The sequence below is a fragment of the Pseudomonas sp. NPDC087814 genome, assembly GCF_044742865.1.
In the GTDB taxonomy this organism is placed as follows: Bacteria; Pseudomonadota; Gammaproteobacteria; order Pseudomonadales; family Pseudomonadaceae; genus Aquipseudomonas.
On the sequence record NZ_JBIUVK010000016.1, the window covers coordinates 1 to 18,058 of the forward strand.

Sequence of the window (18,058 nt, forward strand, 5' to 3'; positions counted from 1 at the left end):
GGCAAAGACCTTTTGGTTACTTTTGGGGCGTTTGCCAAAAGTGACCCGCTGTAAGAGCGGAACCATAGGTGGCCGTTACCGCAGCAACGGATATGCCCCCCATCCAAAACCCAAATCACCGCGGCACCGCCCGAATCACCGCCCTAACCCCCTGCCCCCCGGGAATCGCCTTATCCACCGAAGGCAACTGCGGCGCCTGCACATCCGGCATCGCCCAACTATGCTCCGGCTGCAACCCACCCTGGGCCCTGCGCATAAACTCATAGCGATTCAGCGTAATACTGCGCCCCGCCCCGCCGTCACGAATAATGTAAGGCCGCAAAAACACCATCAAATTAGTCTTCGTCACACTGCGCTTTTCATTCCTGAACAACGCCCCCAACCCCGGAATATCCGACAACCAGGGCACCGCGTCATTGCTCTGGCTGTACCCATCCTGCAACAGCCCCCCGAGCACCATGATCTGCCCGTCATCCAGCAAAATACTCGTATCAATCGCCCGCTTGTTCGTCACCGTCCCGGCATCCACCGAAGCCCGCGTGTCGACGCTGCTGACCTCCTGATAAATATCCAGCTTCACCGTCCCCCCCTCGGAAATCTGCGGCCGCACGTTCAGCTTCAGCCCCACTTCCTCCCGCTGTACCGTCTGGAACGGGTTATTGCTGGTCCCGCCGCCACCGGTCACATAACTGCCCGTGACGAAAGGAATCGTCTGCCCCACAAAAATACTCGCCGCCTCGTTATCCAGGGTCAGCAGGTTCGGCGTCGACAACACATTAGTCCCGCCCTTGCTCTTCAACGCCCGGGCCAACACCTTGAGGTCCAGCACCTTGCCAATCCCCGGAATGTCCACCGAGCCGTTCACCAGCCCGATGTTCAAACCCTTGGGCAACACATCAATGCTGGTCTTGCTGGTGGGGGTTCCATTCAAGCCGCTGCCCCCCAGGTTCACCCCGCCAAAGCCCCCCTTCCCGCCCAGGTTCCCCGCCTGCCACTGCACCCCGAACTCGCTGGCATCGTCCTCGCCCACTTCGACGATCAAACTCTCGATCACCACCTGGGCGCGACGCTGGTCGAGCATGTCGATCACCTCCCGCAGGTTGCGATACAGCGGGTCCGGCGCCGAGATCAGCAAGGTGTTGGTGGTGGCGTCCGCCTGGATCGTCACGCCACCGGCGCTGAACGCGGTGTTCTGGTCGGTAGGGGAAGAGGCTCCGGTGCTGCTGGTGTCCTGCCCGTAACCACTGGGCTGGACAGTGCCGCTGCCGGTGGGAGTGCCGCTGCTGTTCTGGGTACTGCCCTGGCCACCCTGGGTGTTGCCGCCCATGCTGCTCAACTTGCCACGGGCATTATCACTGGTACCGGAGTCGCTCTCGCCGGTCAGCAAGCCCCGCAGCGACTGCGCCAACTTGCCGGCCTGGGCGTTGCGCAGGTACACCACGTGCATATTGCTCGGGTTGCTCTGGGCGTTGTCGAGCTTGTAGATCAGGTTGCGCGCCAGTTCCGTGCGCTCCGGGCTGCCGGCGCGGATGATGATGGAGTTGGAGCGCGGGTCGCCGATCACGTTGATCTTCTGGGTCTGGTCGGCGCCCTGGGTTTCGAGGAGCTCCGAGACCATGGCGGCGATGTCCACGGCGATGCCGTTCTGCACCTTCACCACGTCGGTGTCGATGGCGCTCGGGGTGTCGATGCCGTCGATGATCTGTGCCACCCGCGCCAGGTTTTCCGCGTAGTCGGTGATCACGATGCTGTTGTTGCCGGGGTAGGCGTTGATCGGGTTGTTCGGCGACACGATCGGGCGCAGTACCGGGATCAGGTTCACCGCGTTTTCGTATTGCAGGCGGAAGGTGCGGGTCTGCATGCCCTGCCCGCCCGGGTTGGCGCCGCTGTAGATCGGCCCGCCCAGCAGCTTGGCGTCCGCCTCCGGCACCACCTGGGCCACGCCGCCTACGTCGACCACGCTGAAGCCCTGCATACGCAGCGCCGCCAGCAGCATGTCGTAGGCCTGGTGCGCCGGTACCTGGCCTTCGCTGACCAACGTGAGGTTGCCTTTGACACGCGGGTCCACCAGGAATTGCTGGCCGGTGGCGCGGGACAAGGCGCGCACCACCGCCTGGATATCGGCGTCGACGAAGTTCAGTTGTACCGGTTGATCACCCAGCGGGTTGCGCGTCCTGGCCGGTGCGGCGCCATGGCTGCGGGCGCTGTTGGTCACCGGGTGTTGCACCCGGGGTGGCGGCACGGTTTCGCGCTGGCGGTCCAGTGGTGTGTCGCCGCTGCGCCGGGTGTCGGCCAGGGGTTGGCCGAGCTCGCTGTCCACCAGCAACGGCGCGGAGGATTGGGGGTTGCTGCACGCTCCCAGCGCCAACAAGAGCAAAGGGGCGACCTTGCGATAAGGCGCAGCGTTGGGCAATGACCACTTCATGAAGCTTCCTTAGCGCCAGGCGCCTGATCCATGCGAACGGTCCCGGACAAGGTGCCGGCCGAGTTTGAAGGGGTGGCCTCGCCTGCGCGTTGCAGGCGGGCCGCAGAGACTTCCAGGGAGAACGGCCGGGGGTTGGCCAGCAGCCAGTCGATCACCGCGTCCGCCGGGGCGTCGTCGAAGGTCAGGCGCCAGCTGCCGGTGTCCTGCGGCTGCAATTGATAGCGGCCCTGCAGCCCGGCGTTGTCGAGGGACTGGTGCAAGGCGGTTTCCAGGTCACTGCTGCGCGGGGCTGGGGCGACGCCTTGCAGCAGCACCTGCAAGGCCTCGGCCTGGCTGCGCAGTTTCGGGGTTTCGGCTTGCCAGTAGTCGATTTTCTTCAGCGGTGGCTGGATCAACAGCAACCAGGTCAGCAGGCCCGCCAGCACCAGGCCGGCACCCACCAACAGACGTTTTTCACGCATGGCCAGGCCGTTCCAGAACACCTGGGCCTGGCTGCGCAGAAGCTGCCAACGCTTATTCATCTTCGGCCTCATCGTCTGCATCGGCTTCAACGCGCTCGGTGAGCGGGCCGACTGTCCAGCCCTGGTCGTCGCGACTGGCGCTGAACCCGGCCTGGGCCAGCAGCGCCTGCGCGTCAGCGGCCAGCGCCGGGGTCCGGGCGTCCGGCAGCAGGCTCAGCTGCAGGCGGCCTTGCTCGTAGCTCAAGCTCTCGACGCTGCCCGCCATGGACGGCAGGCTGCTGCCCGCCAGCGCCAGCAAGCCGGTAAAGCGCTGCCCAGGTTCGGCCGCCGCGCCGCTCTGGCGTGCGGCCAGTTGCTGACGGGCTTGTTGCAGCGGGTTGAGAATCACCGGCAGTTCGGGGAAGGCCTGGCGTACTTGCTGGCTCATCTGCGCCTTGAGGCGTTGGCCTTCGTCGACCTGGCGGGCGGAGTAGAGGTTCAGGCCCAGGGCCCAGATGGCGACCGCCAGCGCCGTGCAGGCCGCCGCCTTGCCCCAGCCACCGGTGGCCGCCTGCTGGAGCCGACCGTGCAAACCCCAGCCCGGCGCGGTACCGCTCCAACGGGCATCGTCGGCCACATGGAGCACATCGACACCGGTGGCGAGCAGATCATCCAGCGCGGGCTGTCCCAACGGATGCACCGCACCCTGCTGGACACTGAGGCGCAGCAGCAAATGCCCGTCGCTGAATGCCGCGCTCGGTTGCCCGCTGACTGGCAACGCATACGGCGCCGGGTACAGCCCGCGCACTTTGATTTGCAGCTGGGTCGTTATCCGGCCCAGGTGCTCAAGGCTGCTTTTGGGCAACCAGCCGACCTGCACCAGGCCGCTGCTGTCCCGTGGACCGTGGGCCACATGCATCAATTCCAGCGGGCCGAGGATCAGTGCCTGGGCCGCACAGGTCACTGCATCGTCGACCTTGGCGGAGGGCAATTGCGGCAGCTCCAGGCTGGTCAGCAAGCTGTCCCGTGGATGCAGAAAACACTCCGCCTGGGTATTCGCCCATTGCGCCAGGCGGCCCTCGCCCTGCTGGCTGACCTGCCCGGCGCGGTCCAGCCAGGCGAACTGCACCTGGCTCTCGGTGGTGAGTTCATCCAGCGGCGGCAAGCCGATGCGCAAACGCTTCATACGCCCACCCGCGACCAGATCACCTGAGGCTGACGGTCTTGCGGGCGATACAGCAACGCCTCCAGCGTGACCCGACGCTGCTCGCGGCGCGCCTGGCCGTGCACGCGAAACCACTCGCTGGTGATCCCCACCTGCACCGTGTCCACCGCGACTTGTGGCATGCGCAACCGGTTGACGAAATCCCCGCGATTGACAAACCAGCGCCCGCCGTCGCGCTCGGCCACCAGTGCCTGGGCCTGGGACAGGCTGAGCCCCGGTACCACGCTGCTGAGCACCTCGGCGCTGGCGGTATTGCCGTTGACCCAGGTATTGCCGGGCAGCACGCTGACATAGCTCGCCATGCGCCGCAGTTGGCGCGGGTCGAGGCCTTCGATACCGCTGAGGTCGGTGACGCTGCGCAACATCGGGTACTTGGCCGGGATCAATGGCGCGGCGGCACCGGGCGAGGTATCCCGGCTGCTGTTGAAACCGCCGGTGAGTGAGCCGCCGAGCTCGCGCTGGTCGTATGAGTCGATCACCCGCCGGCTGATGCGGCGGCTCACGGCCGGGTCGATGCCGATCAATTGGCACAAGCGCTCGAAGCTCTGCAATTGCCCGGCGTCCGGGTGTTGTTGAGTCACCAGGTTGCGCAGGTTGAACTTGCCCTGCTCATCCTCAATCCGCCCCTCGAAAGCACCGCCGAGGGGCCGTGCCCACGGTTGATCGAGCCGGGTTAATACATCCTGGCGGCGCGCGTCCCACAGGAGCTGGCGACTGGTTTCCAGGCCGCCATTCAACAACCATTGGCCCTGGATACGCAGTTGTTCAGCTTCCAGGCTGCGGGTGAATACGGTTTGCCGGGTGAGCATGGCGCCGGCAAGCACCGCGACCACGGCCGCGATCAGCAAAGCGCTGATAATCGCCATGCCGCGCTGCTTCACCGCTGGGGGCGAATGGCTGTTCATCGCCGGCCTTACAACTGCCAGGAGCCGATATCGGCGTTCACGCCGTCACCATCAGGTTTCCCGTCGGCGCCGAGGGAGAACACATCCACTTCGCCGTTGGCCCCAGGGTTGAGGTAGTGATACGGGTTGCCCCACGGGTCGTTGGGCAAGCGTTCGAGGTAGGCGCGCCAGTTGCTGTTTTTCGCATCGGCCGGGCGTTCCACCAGCACCTTCAAGCCCTGGTTCATGCTCGGGTACGAGCCGTGGTCGAGGCGGTAGAGTTTCAGGGCCTGCATCAGTCCGCCAATGTCCTGCCGGGCCGCTGTGGCCCGCGCCTGGTCGGGGCGGTCGAGCACCTTGGGCACCACCAGCGCCGCCAGAATCCCCAGGATCACCACGACCACCATGATCTCGATCAGGGTGAAACCGCGCTGCCTGCGCGCTGACGTGAAGTGTGCGATATCCATGTCGACATTCCTTGGCTTGAGTGCATTTCGTGGCGCAGTGTTGCAAGAACACATGTCAGTCATGTTGAAAATCCTCGGGAGCTTTGGTCGCCAATCGGTCAACTCCCGGGGCTAGTCTGCGGGCCTGTTTCCCGGTTTTGAGTACGCCATGGGCGGGCCCCGCAACGAGCAAGGTTTCACCCTGATTGAAGTGTTGGTGGCACTGGCGATCATCGCCGTGGCCATGGCGGCGGCGGTACGCGTGGCCGGGCTGATGACCACCAGCAACGGCCTGCTGCGGGACAAGTCGATGGCGCTGCTGGCAGCCCAGGGCCGGATGGCGGAACTGCGCCTGGAAGGTCGGATGAGCACCGGGCGCAAGACGTTCGACTGCGACCAGGGCCGGCTGAAACTGCGTTGCGAACAGACCATCAGCAACGGGCCGGAGGGGCGCCTGTTCCAGGTCAGCGTGCAGGTGCTGGACGCCACCCGGGAAGCGCCCCCCCTGGCACGCCTGGAGACACTGCTGGGGCGCCCGCCGGTGAAGCGCCCGGTTACTGCCGAATGAGGCTTGGCAACGTCGGCCCGTCGGGCAACTTGTCGAGGGGCACGCGGATTTTTTCCGCGCCGCGCTCGATCTCCACGCTATCGCCTTCAATGGCCGTCAGCCGCACGCCGGGGCTCAGGCGTTCACCCAACAAAAAGCTGCGGGGCGGGCCGTCGTTGAGACTGAGGATCGCCACCGCCCCACGCGCCCCGGCAAGCACCCCGGAGACCTTGATCTGCATCACCGCCGGGGTATTGGAAAACCATTGCACGGCGGGGTTGTCGCTGCGGGCCGCCAACGCCTGGGGCGCGGCCTGCGGGGTGTGGGACTCGGCCGACGTGAGCAACAGTGGCGTCCAGGTCGCAACCCCTGCCAGCACCGCCAGCAACGCCAAGGCCTGGACGCCATGGGCGGGTGAAAAACGATGGATGAATGCCATGGGCGGGACCTCCTGTTTGTCCGTCGCCTCAGGCTACAGGGCAATTCACACCTTTTTATTTCAGCGGTTGATCAGGGAGCAAAAAATGAAACAGCAGGGCTTCACGTTGATCGAGTTGATGGTGGTGCTGGTGATCATCGGCATCGCCAGTGCGGCCATCAGCCTGAGCATCAAGCCTGATCCGCTGCACCTGCTGCGCAAGGACGCGGAACGCTTGAGCCAATTGCTGCAGGTGGCCCAGGCCGAGGCGCGTGCCGATGGCCGGGCGATTACCTGGAAAGCCGATGCCAAGGGATTTCGCTTCAGCCGCGTGACCGATGATGGGCTGGGAGTGGAGAACTTCAGCGGCGATCAGCAACTGCGTCCGCGGGCCTGGGACAGTGCGCCGATGCAGGTGCGCATCGAGCCTGGGAAAACATTGGTGCTGGATGCTGAATGGGTGAACCCGCCCATGCGGGTGGTGCTGTCGGATGGGCAATACAGCCTGAGCCTGCAACGGGATGCGGCGGGGTTGTTGCGGGTGGTGAGTCATGAGTGACCAGAAGGGTTTTACGTTGATCGAGGTGATGGTGGCGATCATGTTGATGGCGGTGGTCAGTGTGATTGCCTGGCGCGGGTTGGACAGTGTGACCCGGGCTGATCAGCATTTGCAGGCCAGCAGTGAGCAGACGGAGGTGTTGTTGCGGGCGCTGAACCAGATGCAGCTGGATGTGAGCTTGCGCGCGGGGGTTGAGTTGGGGCCGCCGATTGGCGAAGACGCGCCGAAGCCTGGCGGGTTGGCGGCGGTGTCGGTGAGGAGTTCGGACAGCAAGGGGTTTCGGCTGGAGGTGATCCGGAGTGCGCCGGTTCCTGGGGATGGGTTGCAGCGGGTGCGGTGGTGGCTCAAGGGCGACACGCTGTACCGGGCAGCTGCACCGGCGCGGGATCGGTATCCGCTGCCGGCGCCCAGGGATGCGGTGGCGGTGCTTGGGCAGGTCAGGGATTTGCAGGTGCGGGTTTGGGACAAGGGGTGGCGGCAGTTGAGTGGGAATCGGCAGGAGGAACCGCTGGGGATCGAGGTGGTTCTGGTGCGGGAGACGGGCCAGGGGGTGGAGCGGTATCGGCAGGTTTTGGGGCCCTTGCGGTAGGGCTTTTTGGGGTGGTGTACATATCCGTTATTTTTGTTATGGCTGATATGGGTTCCGCTCACTTTCGAAAAGCCGGAATGCCGGCCCAGTCAAAAGTAAGCAAAACGCTCTTGCCCCACCACTCGGCTCCTCGCCTAGGCTTGAGTGTTGAAGAGCAAAATCAAAAGCTAAAGCGGGCACGGTCCAAATGTGGGAGCGGGCTTGCTCGCGAAGGTCGTTAACGATGACGCGGGCATTCTGGATGAACGTGGCGCTCTCAGGTTTTTCGCGAGCAAGCCCGCTCCCACAGAAAAGCAGATCTGTTTTCGCTCTGGTCTTTGCCTTTGCTTTTAACACTCAAGCCGGCCGGGAGGCCGCTGTGCTTTTGATTTTGAAGCAGCCGTTACCTAAATAACGGATATGCACACCGATCTAACTCAACAAAACAACACCGCCAGGCAACTCCGTACACTTGGCCCCATACGCATCGCGAATCAAAAGCGCCACCCCCGCCAACTGATGCAGACTAAACCGCGCCTGCACCCGCCGCTTGCCCAACTGCGCATTCATCAGCAGCAACATCCCCGGCCGATAGCGATTGATCTCATCCACCACCGTCGCCAGCGTCGCATTGTCAAACACCAGCACCTGCTCCCGCCAAGCCACCACAGCCTGCACGTCCACCGCCACCGGCTCACCCACACCGCTGGCGTCATAAGTCAGCTGCCGCCCACCCTCAAGCCGAACCGTACGCCCCCCAACACCCACCAACAGCGCCCCATCAATACACGTCACACACACACTGTGATCCGTATTGCGCACATTGAACCGCGCCCGAGCCGCACTCAACCACCCTCCACCCGCCTGAACCTGAAGCGGCATCGCAGCATCGGCCAGCACCTCGACCTCCCCCTCCAACAACTCAATCCCACCCTCACGCCGGCTGATCCGCGTCTGCGTATTGAGCTCCAGCCGAACCCCATCACCCAACTCCACCCGCCGCTGCTCCCCGACCTCGGTGCGGTAATCCGCCGTCAACCCGGCAAACCCACCCGGCACCGTCACCCGCACCATCAACACCGCCGCCGACGCCGCAATCGCCCCGCCCAAAAACGCCCGCCGCCCAAAATGCCGCGGCCGGGAAAACTGCTCGGCGGCGGGAGCCAATTGCTGCCACAACACCTTGGCCTGCTCGAACGCCCGGGCATGCTCCGGGCTCTGGGCGCACCACTGGCGCAACGCCTTGGCATCAGCAACGGTGGCCCGGCCCGACGTCAGCAGCACCAGCCAGTCACGCGCTTCATCGTGCAGGGGGCTGTCGGGCGCAGCACGGGCAGCGGAGAGGTTAAAAATGTTCAAGCGCGCAGGTACTCAACGGATTATCAGGGACTCAATCACTAAGACGGTTTTCCGGCCCCGGGACCGAACCGCTGGATCACTTTTCTTTCAAGGCGCTGTGCACAGTGGCCCAGCCCGGCCTTGATTTCCTTTTCGACCATGCGCGTGGAAATCCCGAAACGCCTGGAGATCTCCAGGTGTGGCGCCTCTTCCAGACGTGCAGCGATAAGGATCTGGCGCCGCCGCGCCGGCAGTTCGTAGAGGGCCTTGAGCAAGGACTGGATTTCCCGCTGGCCACCCACCACCCGCGACGGGTCCTGGGCTTCATCGACGGTCTGCAGCAGCTCTTCGACTTCGCTGCCGGTCAACAGTCGCGCATCCGCCTGGCGTCGGTCAGCGGCGATGTTCAGGGCCATGCGGTACAGGTAGGCATTGGGTTGCGCCAGGTTCGGCGGCATGTCCATGCGGTCGACCCGCAGGTAGGTCTCGTGCAGCACGTCGTTGGCCAGGTCCTCGGACCCGAGGCGCTTGCGCAGGCGTACCTTGAAGTCCTCGTAGGACGCCAGGAACAGGCTGACCATCATGCTGTGGCCGGTATCTTTCATGCCCCGGAAACTCCTTCCCCTGCTGTGCATTCCATGCGTGTTCCTGTTGAATCGGGCATCAAAAGTAAGGTCACCGGCAAGCGCAGCGAACTGGGCGCAGGGCGTTCGACCCGGGTGGCGCCCAGGCCGCGTACTAGCGCTTCGTCACGCTGCAGGTCACCGGTGGAGCTGACCAGCCGGCTGTGTTCGATCACCCCGTCACCGTTGACCCACACCTGCACCAGCGCCCGGAAACTGCCGGGGCGGGTCAGCGGCGAACGGCACAAACTGCGTTCGATCGCCTGCTGCAAGGCCGCGGCATAGCTGTTGTTGATCCGTGCTGCATGCCCTGCCTTCAGCCCCCGCGTCGTGGCCGGCTGGCTGACCTCGGGGACTTGCAGGGTGAACGCATCGCTGCGGGCATAACGCGCCATCAGGCCACTCCCTGTCAGCAGCAGGCCCAGGGCTTGCTGCGCACTGTAGCGGCCATGCACGCCGATGGAGCGCCGGCCCCGGGTCAACTCGCGGTCCACCAGCACCGCCATGCCGGTGGCATGGCTGAACGCCTGCAGGGCGCTATCCAGGTTCTGCGCGGGCAGGTCCAGGGTCACTTCGGCGCGCACGGTCTGCGCCAGCCCCAACAGCAGAGCCAGGCAGCAGCCCGCGCGCCTCCAAGCCCCCCTGCTCAGCATCGCAACACGTCCGACATAGCCTACAAAACCGTCATCCTGAGGCCAGTTTATGAACCTGATGTTACGGTGCCAGCAAAAAAAACATCACGGTGACGGGCAGCCCGCTGCACTACACTTTTGAGCCATACCGGCCCATTTCCCAGGGCTCGCCAGGAGGCACCGATGAACCTGTTCCCGACCCTCGCCAGCCTGTTGCTGTGTGCTGCCCTGCCGCTGATGGCCCACGCCGAAGGAACGCCGAATGGCTGCACCGAGGTCAATGTGGATGGCTACAAGGCACCGGACTATGGCTGCCTGAGCCAGCAGATGGGCAACCACCCGGACGCCGCCAAGGCCACGCAAAAGAACCAGCAGGCGCAACAGGTGCCCATCGACAAACGCAAGCCGAACCAGATCGGGCTCTCTACGCCCGCAGCGACCAGTGTGCGCATGGGCAATACGTTCGGTACTTCGGTGAAACCCCAGCGGCCTTGATCGCCGCTTGTCCCCCCCTGCCCGCCCAGTGCAAAAAAGCCATTGTGTTATCGCGATTGCCGATGTTATGTTTCTAACAGACATCAAAATCATGAAACATGAGTAACATCAATGACCGGCCTGCGCGAAAACGTCATGGATAAAAACAGCTTCCAGCGCACGCTGGAACAGCAGTTCCCGACGCTGACGCCCACCGGCAAGCGCATCGCGACGTACCTGCTGGGCAACCTGCAACAGCTGCCGTTCGAAACCGCCGACAGCATCGCCCAGCAAGCCGGCACCACCGGGATTTCAGTGGGGCGTTTCTTGCGAACCCTGGGTTATCGCAACCTCGATGACGTCAAGCAAGGCCTGCGCGGCGACCCGCAAGCCTCCTGGCTGATCACCGACCGCCTGGGTGCGTTTCGCCAGGAGAACGATCAGGAAGACGCCCTCGACCGTTCCCTCAACCGCGAGATCGAAGCCATCCAGCATGTGTACGGCCTGGCCCGCAGCCAGGGTTTCGCCGACATCGTGCAGCATATCGTGGATGCAGACGCCGTGTTCATCCTCGGTATCCAGTCCACCCGGGGCATCCTCAATGCGTTCCACAGTCACCTGGAATACATTCGCCCCAAGGTCTATTACGTCGATGGCCTGTCGGGGATCTACGCCGAGACCCTGAACTCCGGCTTTGAAAAACCCTACGCCATTACAGCGGACTTCCGCGCCTATTCCAGCATCACGCCCACGTTCTGCGAGACCGCGAACGCCCAGGGTCTACCCTTGGCGTTGATCACCGACTTGCAATGCCCCTGGGCCCGGGACTACGACCTGGACCTGCTGCAACTGAAAACCGATGTCGGCCAGTTCTGGGACTCCATGGCGCCCCTGACGTGCCTGTTCAACCTGATGGTGTCTGCCGTCGCTGACCGCTACGGCGAGCGACTGGATGCACGCCTGGCAAAAAACCGCGCCCTGCAACAGGCCTTCGGCCAGTTCGAATCCTGACCCTGGAAAGGAAATCTTTGAGTGAAAACCAGCCCATTGGTAGAAATCGCCCCACCGGAATACCCGGTACAGGTCGACCTGATCTACGCCAGTGCCGACAACCTGGCAGGCACCGTGATCTACCGCAATGCCCGCTGCCTGCTGCACGCCGAAGCGGCGGCCTGCCTGCGCAAGGCGAGCCTGTTGGCACGCCAGGCCGGCATGACGTTGCTGATCTACGACGCCTATCGCCCGGCCTACGCCCAGCAACTGTTGTGGCAGGCCCTGCCCAACCCGGACTACGTGCGCGACCCGCGCCTGGGCTCGCACCACACCCGTGGCGTGGCCGTCGACCTGACGCTGATTGATGAACACGGCACCCCACTGGACATGGGCACGGCGTTTGATGCCATGGAGCCCAAGTCCCACCAGTTCTACCCCGACCTGCCGCCGCAGGTGCAGCGCAACCGCCTGCTGTTGCTGGGCATCATGCTTGGCGCCGGCTTCAAGGCGATTGCCACCGAGTGGTGGCATTACGAATTGCCGGATGCCGAACTTTTCCCACTAATTGAGGAGTCATACTGATCACAAGGACCGTACCATCACAATAATTAGCAGCACCCTTTAGCTCCAACTGCCCGGTTATAGATTTCATAAAAATAAACCAACCCGCTTTTTCCTCTAAATAATCAAGGAAACCGGCATGACCCCAAGCAACCGCAAGACCCTCGCACTCTCCCTGCTGTGCGCCGCCCTGAGCCTGGGCGCGTGGCAATCGGCAAGTGCCGCCGCCCCCAAAGACACCCTGATGATCGGCAAGGCCGCCGACCCGCAAACCCTCGACCCGGCCGTGACCATCGACAACAATGATTGGGCGGTGACGTACCCGGCGTACCAGAAGCTGGTGGCCTACAAAGTCGAAAACGGCAAGGGCAGCACCGAGGTCAAGGGCGACCTGGCCGACAGCTGGACCACCTCGGCCGACGGCCTGGTGTGGGACTTCAAACTCAAGCCCGGCAACAAGTTCGATGATGGCGCCGAGGTCGACGCCAATGCGGTGAAGTTCTCCTTCGACCGCGTGATGCAGCTCAAGCAAGGCCCGTCAGGCGCGTTCCCGGATGACATGAAAGTCACCGTGGTCGACCCGCTCACCGTGCGCTTCACCCTGGCCAAGCCCTACGCGCCCTTCCTTTACACCCTCGCCCACAACGGCGCCGGCATCATCAACCCGGACGTGGTGAAACAGGGCGACGTCAACGCCTACCTCTCCACCCACACCGCCGGCTCCGGCGCCTTTCGCCTGAGCAACTGGCAGAAAGGCCAGAGCCTGACCCTGGAACCCAACACCTACTACGCCGGCACCAAGCCCGCGCTGAACAAGGTGGTGATCAAGATCATCAGCGAAGCCTCGGTACGCCGCCTGCAACTGGAACGCGGTGACCTGGACATCGCCGAAGACATGCCCCAGGACCAGCTCACCAACCTGGCCAAAAAGAAAGACGTGGTGATCAAGGAATTCCCGTCGCTGCGGGTGACCTACCTGTACCTGAACAACCAGAAAGCCCCGCTGAACAACCAGAATGCGCGCCAGGCGATCGTTGATGCGGTGGACTACAAAGGCATTGTCGACGGCATCCTCAAGGGCCAGGCCAAGTTGATGAACGGGCCGATTCCTGCCGGCATGTGGGCCAATGACCCGAGCCTGCCCTTGATGAAACAGGACCTGGACAGCGCGGGCGCGAACCTGAAGAAACTCCCGGAAAAAATCACCAACCTGAACTACATGTACTCCGACAAGGACCCTGACTGGGAATCCATTGGCCTGACCCTGCAAGCCAGCCTGGCGCCGCTGGGGATCAACCTGAAGATGGAAAAACTGGCCAACGCCACCATGCGCGAGCGCCTGGGCAAGGGTGACTTCGACGTGTCCATCGGCTCGTGGGCACCGGACTTCTCCGACCCCTACATGTACATGAACTTCTGGTTCGACTCCTCCCTGCAAGGCCTGCCGGGCAATCGTTCGTTCTACAGCAACCCGGTGGTGGACAAGCTGATTCGTGATGCGGCGGCCAACAACGACACGGCCAAGCGCACCGAGCTGTATCAGGAAGCCCAGAAGATCGTGCTCAAGGACAGCGTGTACGCCTACCTCTATCAGAAGAACTACACCCTGCCGATGCGTGATTCGGTGAAGGGTTATGTGTTCCATCCGATGCTGGAGCAGGTGTTCAACGTGGCTGAGATCAGTAAGTAACACGCGATCAAATGTGGGAGCGGGCTTGCTCGCGAAAGCGGTGTATCAGTTACCCGATGTATGACTGACCCACCGTATTCGCGAGCAAGCCCGCTCCCACACTGGACCTGCTGTGTTTTCCAGGCTGTATTCCTGATCCAAATGTCTCGCGTTACCGAGGAGCCCTCATGGCCTTCCTGAATATGTTGCGCAAACGCCTGTTCGGCCTGATTTTGGTCGTCGTCGGCGTTTCGCTGATTACCTTCTGCATCTCCCACCTGATCCCGGGTGACCCGGCGCGCCTGATTGCCGGCGACCGGGCCAGCGACGCCATTGTCGAGAACATCCGCCATCAACTGGGCCTCGACCTGCCGCTGTACCAGCAATACGGCCGCTACATGAGCGACCTGCTGCACGGCGACCTCGGCACCTCGATCCGCACCAGCCGCCCGGTGCTGGAAGACCTGAAAGCGTTCTTCCCCGCGACCCTCGAACTGGCGGTCGCCGCCCTACTGCTCTCGGTACTGGTGGGCGTACCGCTGGGGGTGCTGTCAGCGGTGTATCACAACCGCGCCATCGACCAGATCGCCCGAACGCTGGCGGTTACCGGCATTTCCACGCCGGCCTTCTGGCTCGGCCTGGGCCTGATCGTGTTGTTCTACGGCCAGCTCGGCTGGCTGCCCGGCAGCGGGCGGCTGGATGAAGGCCTCGAACCACCGCGCACCATCACCGGGTTCTACCTGATCGACTCGCTGCTGGCCGGCGATATCCCGCTGTTCCTGAATGCCCTGGAACACCTGATCCTGCCCGCCGTCACCCTGGGTTTCGTCAACCTCGGCGTAGTCGCCCGGCAGATTCGTTCGGCGATGCTCGACCAGTTGGGCGAGGACTACATCCGTACCGCCCGCGCCTACGGCCTGTCGCGCTGGGCGGTGATCCTGCGCCACGCCTTGCCCAACGCGCTGATCCCGTCGATCACCGTGCTCGGCCTGACCCTCGGCGACCTGCTGTATGGCGCGGTGCTGACCGAAACCGTGTTCGCCTGGCCGGGCATGGGTGCCTATGTGGTGAAGTCGATCCAGTCCCTGGATTTCCCGGCGGTGATGGGCTTCGCGATCCTGGTGTCGTTTATTTATGTACTGCTGAACATGCTGATCGACCTGCTCTACCGGGTGGTCGACCCGCGCATCGGCGAGGTGAATTGAGATGACCGCTCCCCTGACCATGCCCGTACCGGTGCCCCTGGAACAGCGCCCCACCTGGCGTGCGCGAATGGAGTACCTGGGCTATCAAATACGCCGCAGCCCGCTGACCATCGCCGGCCTGACCATCACCTTGATCGTGCTGGTCTGCATGGCCTTCGCCCCCTGGTTGGCGAGCCATGACCCCAATGCCTTGAACCTGGCGCAACGCCTGGCCGAGCCCTCCGCCGAACATTGGTTCGGCACCGATGAAGTCGGCCGCGACCTGTTCAGCCGGGTGCTGTACGGCAGCCGCCAGTCGGTGGGCGTGGGCCTGTTCGTGGCGTTTTCGTCCTGCCTGATCGGTGGGCTGGTGGGTTGCCTGTCGGGGATTATCGGCGGGCGTTTCGACAGCCTGATCATGCGCCTGATGGACATCATGCTGTCGGTGCCGTCCCTGGTGCTGATCATGGCCCTGGCCGCCGCACTGGGCCCGAGCCTGTTCAACGCGATGCTGGCAATCACCGTGGTGCGCATCCCTTTCTACGTGCGCCTGGCCCGGGGCCAGGCCCTGAGCATTCGGCAGATGGGCTACGTCAAGGCATCCCAAACCTTCGGCGCCGGGCGCTGGCACATCGTGTCGTGGCACGTGGGCCGCAATGCGATGCCGCCGTTGCTGGTGCAACTGAGCCTGGACATCGGCAGCGCGATCCTGATGGCCTCGGCCCTGGGTTTCATCGGCCTGGGTGCACAGCAGCCCACCGCCGAATGGGGCGCGATGGTTGCCACCGGGCGCAATTTCATTCTCGACAACTGGTGGTACTCGACCTTTCCGGGGCTGGCGATCCTGGTCACCGCGACCGGCTTCAACCTGCTGGGTGACGGTGTTCGTGACCTGCTCGACCCACGGCAACAGGGGAAATGACCATGTCCAGTCCGGCAGTGCTTGCCATCGACAACCTGAGCCTGGAATTCCCGGCTTACCGCAACAACGTCCAGGCACTCAACGGCGTGTCGTTGCACGTCAACCCCGGCGAAGTCGTCGGCGTAGTGGGTGAATCCGGCTCCGGCAAATCCGTGACCGCGATGCTCAGCCTGCGCCTGCTGCCGGAACGCAGTTACCGGATCACCGCCGGCAGCTTGCAGATGCTCGGCCGCGACATGCTCGGTGCCAGCGAGAAGGAGCTGCTGCAGATCCGCGGGCGTGACGCGGCGATGATCTTCCAGGAGCCGATGACCGCGCTGAACCCGACCCGGCGCATTGGCCGGCAGATGCTCGATGTGATCATCCACCACCAGCGCCTGAGCAAGGCCGCCGCCCGTGCCAAGGCCATCGCCCTGCTCCGGGACATGCACATCGCCGACCCCGAGCAAGTGCTCGACAGCTACCCCTTCGAACTCTCCGGCGGCATGCGCCAGCGGGTGATGATCGCCCTGGCATTTTCCTGCGACCCTCAGTTGCTGATCGCCGACGAGCCCACCACTGCCCTCGACGTCACCGTGCAACGCCAGGTGCTGTTGCTGCTGCGGGAAAAAGCCCGGGAACGCGGCACCGCGATCCTGCTGATCACCCACGACATGGCTGTGGTCTCGCAGTTCTGCGACCGGGTGTATGTGATGTACACCGGCGCCGTGGTGGAAGAAGGCCCCACCGCCCAGGTGATGAGCGACCCGCGCCACCCCTACACCCAAGGCCTGCTCAGCGGTTTGCCGGAACAGGTGAAACCCGGCGACGACCTGCTGACCATCCCCGGCCAGGTGCCCAACCTTGCCGCCCTGCCCTCAGGCTGCACCTTTCGCGAACGCTGCCCCCAGGCCATGAGCCAATGCATCGAGCGCCCGCGCCTGGACCTGATCAACCCTGCCGGCACCCGCAAAAGCGCGTGCTGGCTGACTGCCGGGGAGTCGGTGCAATGACTGTGTCTCAAGATTCACTGCTGGCTTTGCGGGATGTACGAGTCAAGTTCCCGGTAAAAACCGACTGGCTGGGCCGCCCGCGCGGTTATGCCCACGCCCTCAACGGCATCGACTTGCAGGTGCGCCGTGGGGAAACCCTGGGGATTGTCGGCGAGTCCGGCTGCGGTAAAAGCACCCTCGCCCAATTGCTGATGGGCCTGGTCAAGCCCAGTGACGGTGAAGTGGACTGGGTCTACGAAAGTGCCCGGGAACGCCACCGGCATGTGCAGATCGTATTCCAGGACCCGCAATCGTCCCTCGACCCGCGCCTGCCCATCTGGAAAATCATTACCGAGCCGCTGTTCGCCCTTGGCGACACGCCCAAGAGTGAAATGCGCACCATCGCCGCCAAGGTCGCCGCGCAGGTAGGCATTCGCGCCGAATACCTGGACCGTTACCCGCACCAGTTTTCCGGTGGCCAGCGCCAACGCATCGCCATCGCCCGCGCGCTGGCGTCCAACCCGAGCATCCTGGTGCTGGACGAGCCGACCTCGGCCCTGGATATCTCGGTGCAGGCGCAAATCCTCAACCTGCTGGCCGAACTGCAACGGCGGCTGGGGCTGACCTACATCCTGATCTCCCACAACGTTTCGGTGGTGCGGCACATGGCCGACCGGGTGGCGGTGATGTACCTGGGGCAGATCGTGGAACTGGGGTGTGCCGAGCAAGTGCTGGAGCAGCCGAAGCATCCGTACACCCAGCTGTTGCTGGAGGCGGTGCCCAAGCTGGGGGTGGCGCTGGACGACGCGTATGTCAGTGCACCGACAGAGCTGCCGGGGAACCGGGTGTTGCCGGGTGGGTGTTTCTTTCTCGACCGCTGCCCGAGGCGTACACAAGGCTGTGAGCGGCCGCAGCGGTTGACGGGTGGGATGAGTCAGCAGGTGCGGTGTCACCTGGAACATCCGTGAGGCGTCCTTAACGAAATTTTCATGATTGCGCGGCTATGATCCGCCACCTCGTTGGGGAGTAGCCTGCTTCGGATTCTCGAAGCGTTCGTATCAACATTCTCGGCAACATGCCGTGGTGCGAACACCATTTTGGTTGGTGAGACCAGCGACACATCCATGCCTGAAGTCGGGCGTGTGGTTGTGTCGTTGACTCATACAGCCCGACTGGAAG

General features: G+C 63.7%; 20 protein-coding genes and 1 riboswitch. Of the genes, 11 read left to right on the plus strand and 9 right to left on the minus strand.

Going from position 1 to position 18,058, the window contains the following annotated elements; all coding sequences use genetic code 11:
• Nucleotides 1–115: 115 nt before the first annotated feature.
• From gspD to gspG, 5 genes are read right to left on the minus strand one after another with little or no spacing between them, the layout of a single operon-like run.
• Entirely contained in the window at nucleotides 116–2,425 is a 2,310-nt protein-coding gene (gene gspD, locus ACIOMR_RS14595) for a type II secretion system secretin GspD (RefSeq protein ID WP_401194854.1), read from the minus strand.
• Entirely contained in the window at nucleotides 2,422–2,946 is a 525-nt protein-coding gene (gene gspM / locus ACIOMR_RS14600; protein ID WP_003218654.1) for a type II secretion system protein GspM, read from the minus strand. The genes gspD and gspM overlap by 4 nt, the downstream gene beginning before the upstream one ends.
• Nucleotides 2,939–4,051, minus strand: coding sequence for a type II secretion system protein GspL (gene gspL, locus ACIOMR_RS14605; protein WP_401194858.1), 1,113 nt, complete (start codon nucleotides 4,049–4,051; stop codon nucleotides 2,939–2,941). Before gspL ends, gspM begins: the two co-directional genes overlap by 8 nt.
• Complete coding sequence (gspK, locus tag ACIOMR_RS14610) at nucleotides 4,048–4,995, minus strand: type II secretion system minor pseudopilin GspK (RefSeq protein ID WP_401194861.1); 948 nt, start codon at nucleotides 4,993–4,995, stop codon at nucleotides 4,048–4,050. The genes gspL and gspK overlap by 4 nt, the downstream gene beginning before the upstream one ends.
• 8 nt (nucleotides 4,996–5,003) lie before the next feature.
• On the minus strand, nucleotides 5,004–5,441 hold the full coding sequence (gene gspG / locus ACIOMR_RS14615) for a type II secretion system major pseudopilin GspG (RefSeq protein WP_003218660.1): 438 nt from the start codon (nucleotides 5,439–5,441) through the stop codon (nucleotides 5,004–5,006).
• Nucleotides 5,442–5,589: 148 nt separating this feature from the next.
• Here gspG and gspI point away from each other — a divergent pair, with 148 nt between their 5' ends.
• On the plus strand, nucleotides 5,590–5,988 hold the full coding sequence (gene gspI / locus ACIOMR_RS14620) for a type II secretion system minor pseudopilin GspI (protein ID WP_401194864.1): 399 nt from the start codon (nucleotides 5,590–5,592) through the stop codon (nucleotides 5,986–5,988).
• Here gspI and ACIOMR_RS14625 read toward each other — a convergent pair.
• Complete coding sequence (locus ACIOMR_RS14625) at nucleotides 5,975–6,406, minus strand: type II secretion system protein N (protein WP_401194866.1); 432 nt, start codon at nucleotides 6,404–6,406, stop codon at nucleotides 5,975–5,977. The genes gspI and ACIOMR_RS14625 overlap by 14 nt on opposite strands.
• Before the next feature lie 85 nt (nucleotides 6,407–6,491).
• Here ACIOMR_RS14625 and gspH point away from each other — a divergent pair, with 85 nt between their 5' ends.
• Entirely contained in the window at nucleotides 6,492–6,944 is a 453-nt protein-coding gene (gene gspH, locus ACIOMR_RS14630; RefSeq protein ID WP_177117480.1) for a type II secretion system minor pseudopilin GspH, read from the plus strand.
• Entirely contained in the window at nucleotides 6,937–7,533 is a 597-nt protein-coding gene (locus ACIOMR_RS14635) for a type II secretion system protein GspJ (protein ID WP_087695372.1), read from the plus strand. Before gspH ends, ACIOMR_RS14635 begins: the two co-directional genes overlap by 8 nt.
• Nucleotides 7,534–7,944: 411 nt before the next feature.
• Here the strand turns inward: ACIOMR_RS14635 and ACIOMR_RS14640 are convergent, their stop codons facing one another.
• The 3 genes from ACIOMR_RS14640 to ACIOMR_RS14650 are packed head-to-tail and all read right to left on the minus strand — an operon-like array spanning nucleotide 7,945 to nucleotide 10,126.
• Nucleotides 7,945–8,871 carry a DUF4880 domain-containing protein gene (locus ACIOMR_RS14640; RefSeq protein WP_008431412.1) on the minus strand — a complete coding sequence of 309 codons (927 nt, stop codon included), beginning with the start codon at nucleotides 8,869–8,871 and terminating at the stop codon, nucleotides 7,945–7,947.
• A gap of 38 nt (nucleotides 8,872–8,909) precedes the next feature.
• A complete protein-coding gene (locus tag ACIOMR_RS14645; RefSeq protein WP_008431413.1) occupies nucleotides 8,910–9,455 on the minus strand; it encodes an RNA polymerase sigma factor in 546 nt (181 codons plus the stop codon).
• Nucleotides 9,452–10,126 (minus strand): secretin and TonB N-terminal domain-containing protein, encoded by a 675-nt coding sequence (locus ACIOMR_RS14650; RefSeq protein WP_087694899.1) that lies wholly within the window; start codon nucleotides 10,124–10,126, stop codon nucleotides 9,452–9,454. The genes ACIOMR_RS14645 and ACIOMR_RS14650 overlap by 4 nt, the downstream gene beginning before the upstream one ends.
• A gap of 162 nt (nucleotides 10,127–10,288) precedes the next feature.
• On the opposite strand from ACIOMR_RS14650, the gene ACIOMR_RS14655 reads away from it, so the two are divergent.
• The 8 genes from ACIOMR_RS14655 (at nucleotide 10,289) to ACIOMR_RS14690 (ending at nucleotide 17,847) form a co-directional block, all read left to right on the plus strand.
• On the plus strand, nucleotides 10,289–10,600 hold the full coding sequence (locus tag ACIOMR_RS14655; protein ID WP_087694900.1) for a hypothetical protein: 312 nt from the start codon (nucleotides 10,289–10,291) through the stop codon (nucleotides 10,598–10,600).
• Between the two features lie 135 nt (nucleotides 10,601–10,735).
• A complete protein-coding gene (locus ACIOMR_RS14660) occupies nucleotides 10,736–11,590 on the plus strand; it encodes a MurR/RpiR family transcriptional regulator (RefSeq protein WP_032898755.1) in 855 nt (284 codons plus the stop codon).
• A gap of 21 nt (nucleotides 11,591–11,611) precedes the next feature.
• Entirely contained in the window at nucleotides 11,612–12,154 is a 543-nt protein-coding gene (ddpX, locus tag ACIOMR_RS14665) for a D-alanyl-D-alanine dipeptidase (protein ID WP_177029386.1), read from the plus strand.
• 118 nt (nucleotides 12,155–12,272) lie between these two features.
• Nucleotides 12,273–13,823 carry an ABC transporter substrate-binding protein gene (locus ACIOMR_RS14670; RefSeq protein WP_008431417.1) on the plus strand — a complete coding sequence of 517 codons (1,551 nt, stop codon included), beginning with the start codon at nucleotides 12,273–12,275 and terminating at the stop codon, nucleotides 13,821–13,823.
• Nucleotides 13,824–13,990: 167 nt separating this feature from the next.
• The gene (locus tag ACIOMR_RS14675; protein WP_008431420.1) at nucleotides 13,991–15,007 is read left to right on the plus strand and encodes an ABC transporter permease; all 1,017 of its coding nucleotides are present in this window, start codon (nucleotides 13,991–13,993) and stop codon (nucleotides 15,005–15,007) included.
• A 19-nt stretch (nucleotides 15,008–15,026) separates the two neighbouring features.
• The gene (gene ddpC, locus ACIOMR_RS14680) at nucleotides 15,027–15,908 is read left to right on the plus strand and encodes a D,D-dipeptide ABC transporter permease (RefSeq protein WP_371916599.1); all 882 of its coding nucleotides are present in this window, start codon (nucleotides 15,027–15,029) and stop codon (nucleotides 15,906–15,908) included.
• On the plus strand, nucleotides 15,905–16,900 hold the full coding sequence (locus tag ACIOMR_RS14685; RefSeq protein WP_032898749.1) for an ABC transporter ATP-binding protein: 996 nt from the start codon (nucleotides 15,905–15,907) through the stop codon (nucleotides 16,898–16,900). Before ddpC ends, ACIOMR_RS14685 begins: the two co-directional genes overlap by 4 nt.
• The gene (locus ACIOMR_RS14690) at nucleotides 16,897–17,847 is read left to right on the plus strand and encodes an oligopeptide/dipeptide ABC transporter ATP-binding protein (RefSeq protein ID WP_003220120.1); all 951 of its coding nucleotides are present in this window, start codon (nucleotides 16,897–16,899) and stop codon (nucleotides 17,845–17,847) included. The genes ACIOMR_RS14685 and ACIOMR_RS14690 overlap by 4 nt, the downstream gene beginning before the upstream one ends.
• Nucleotides 17,848–17,888: 41 nt before the next feature.
• Nucleotides 17,889–18,055, plus strand: a riboswitch (yybP-ykoY riboswitch).
• The last annotated feature ends 3 nt before the right edge of the window (nucleotides 18,056–18,058 follow it).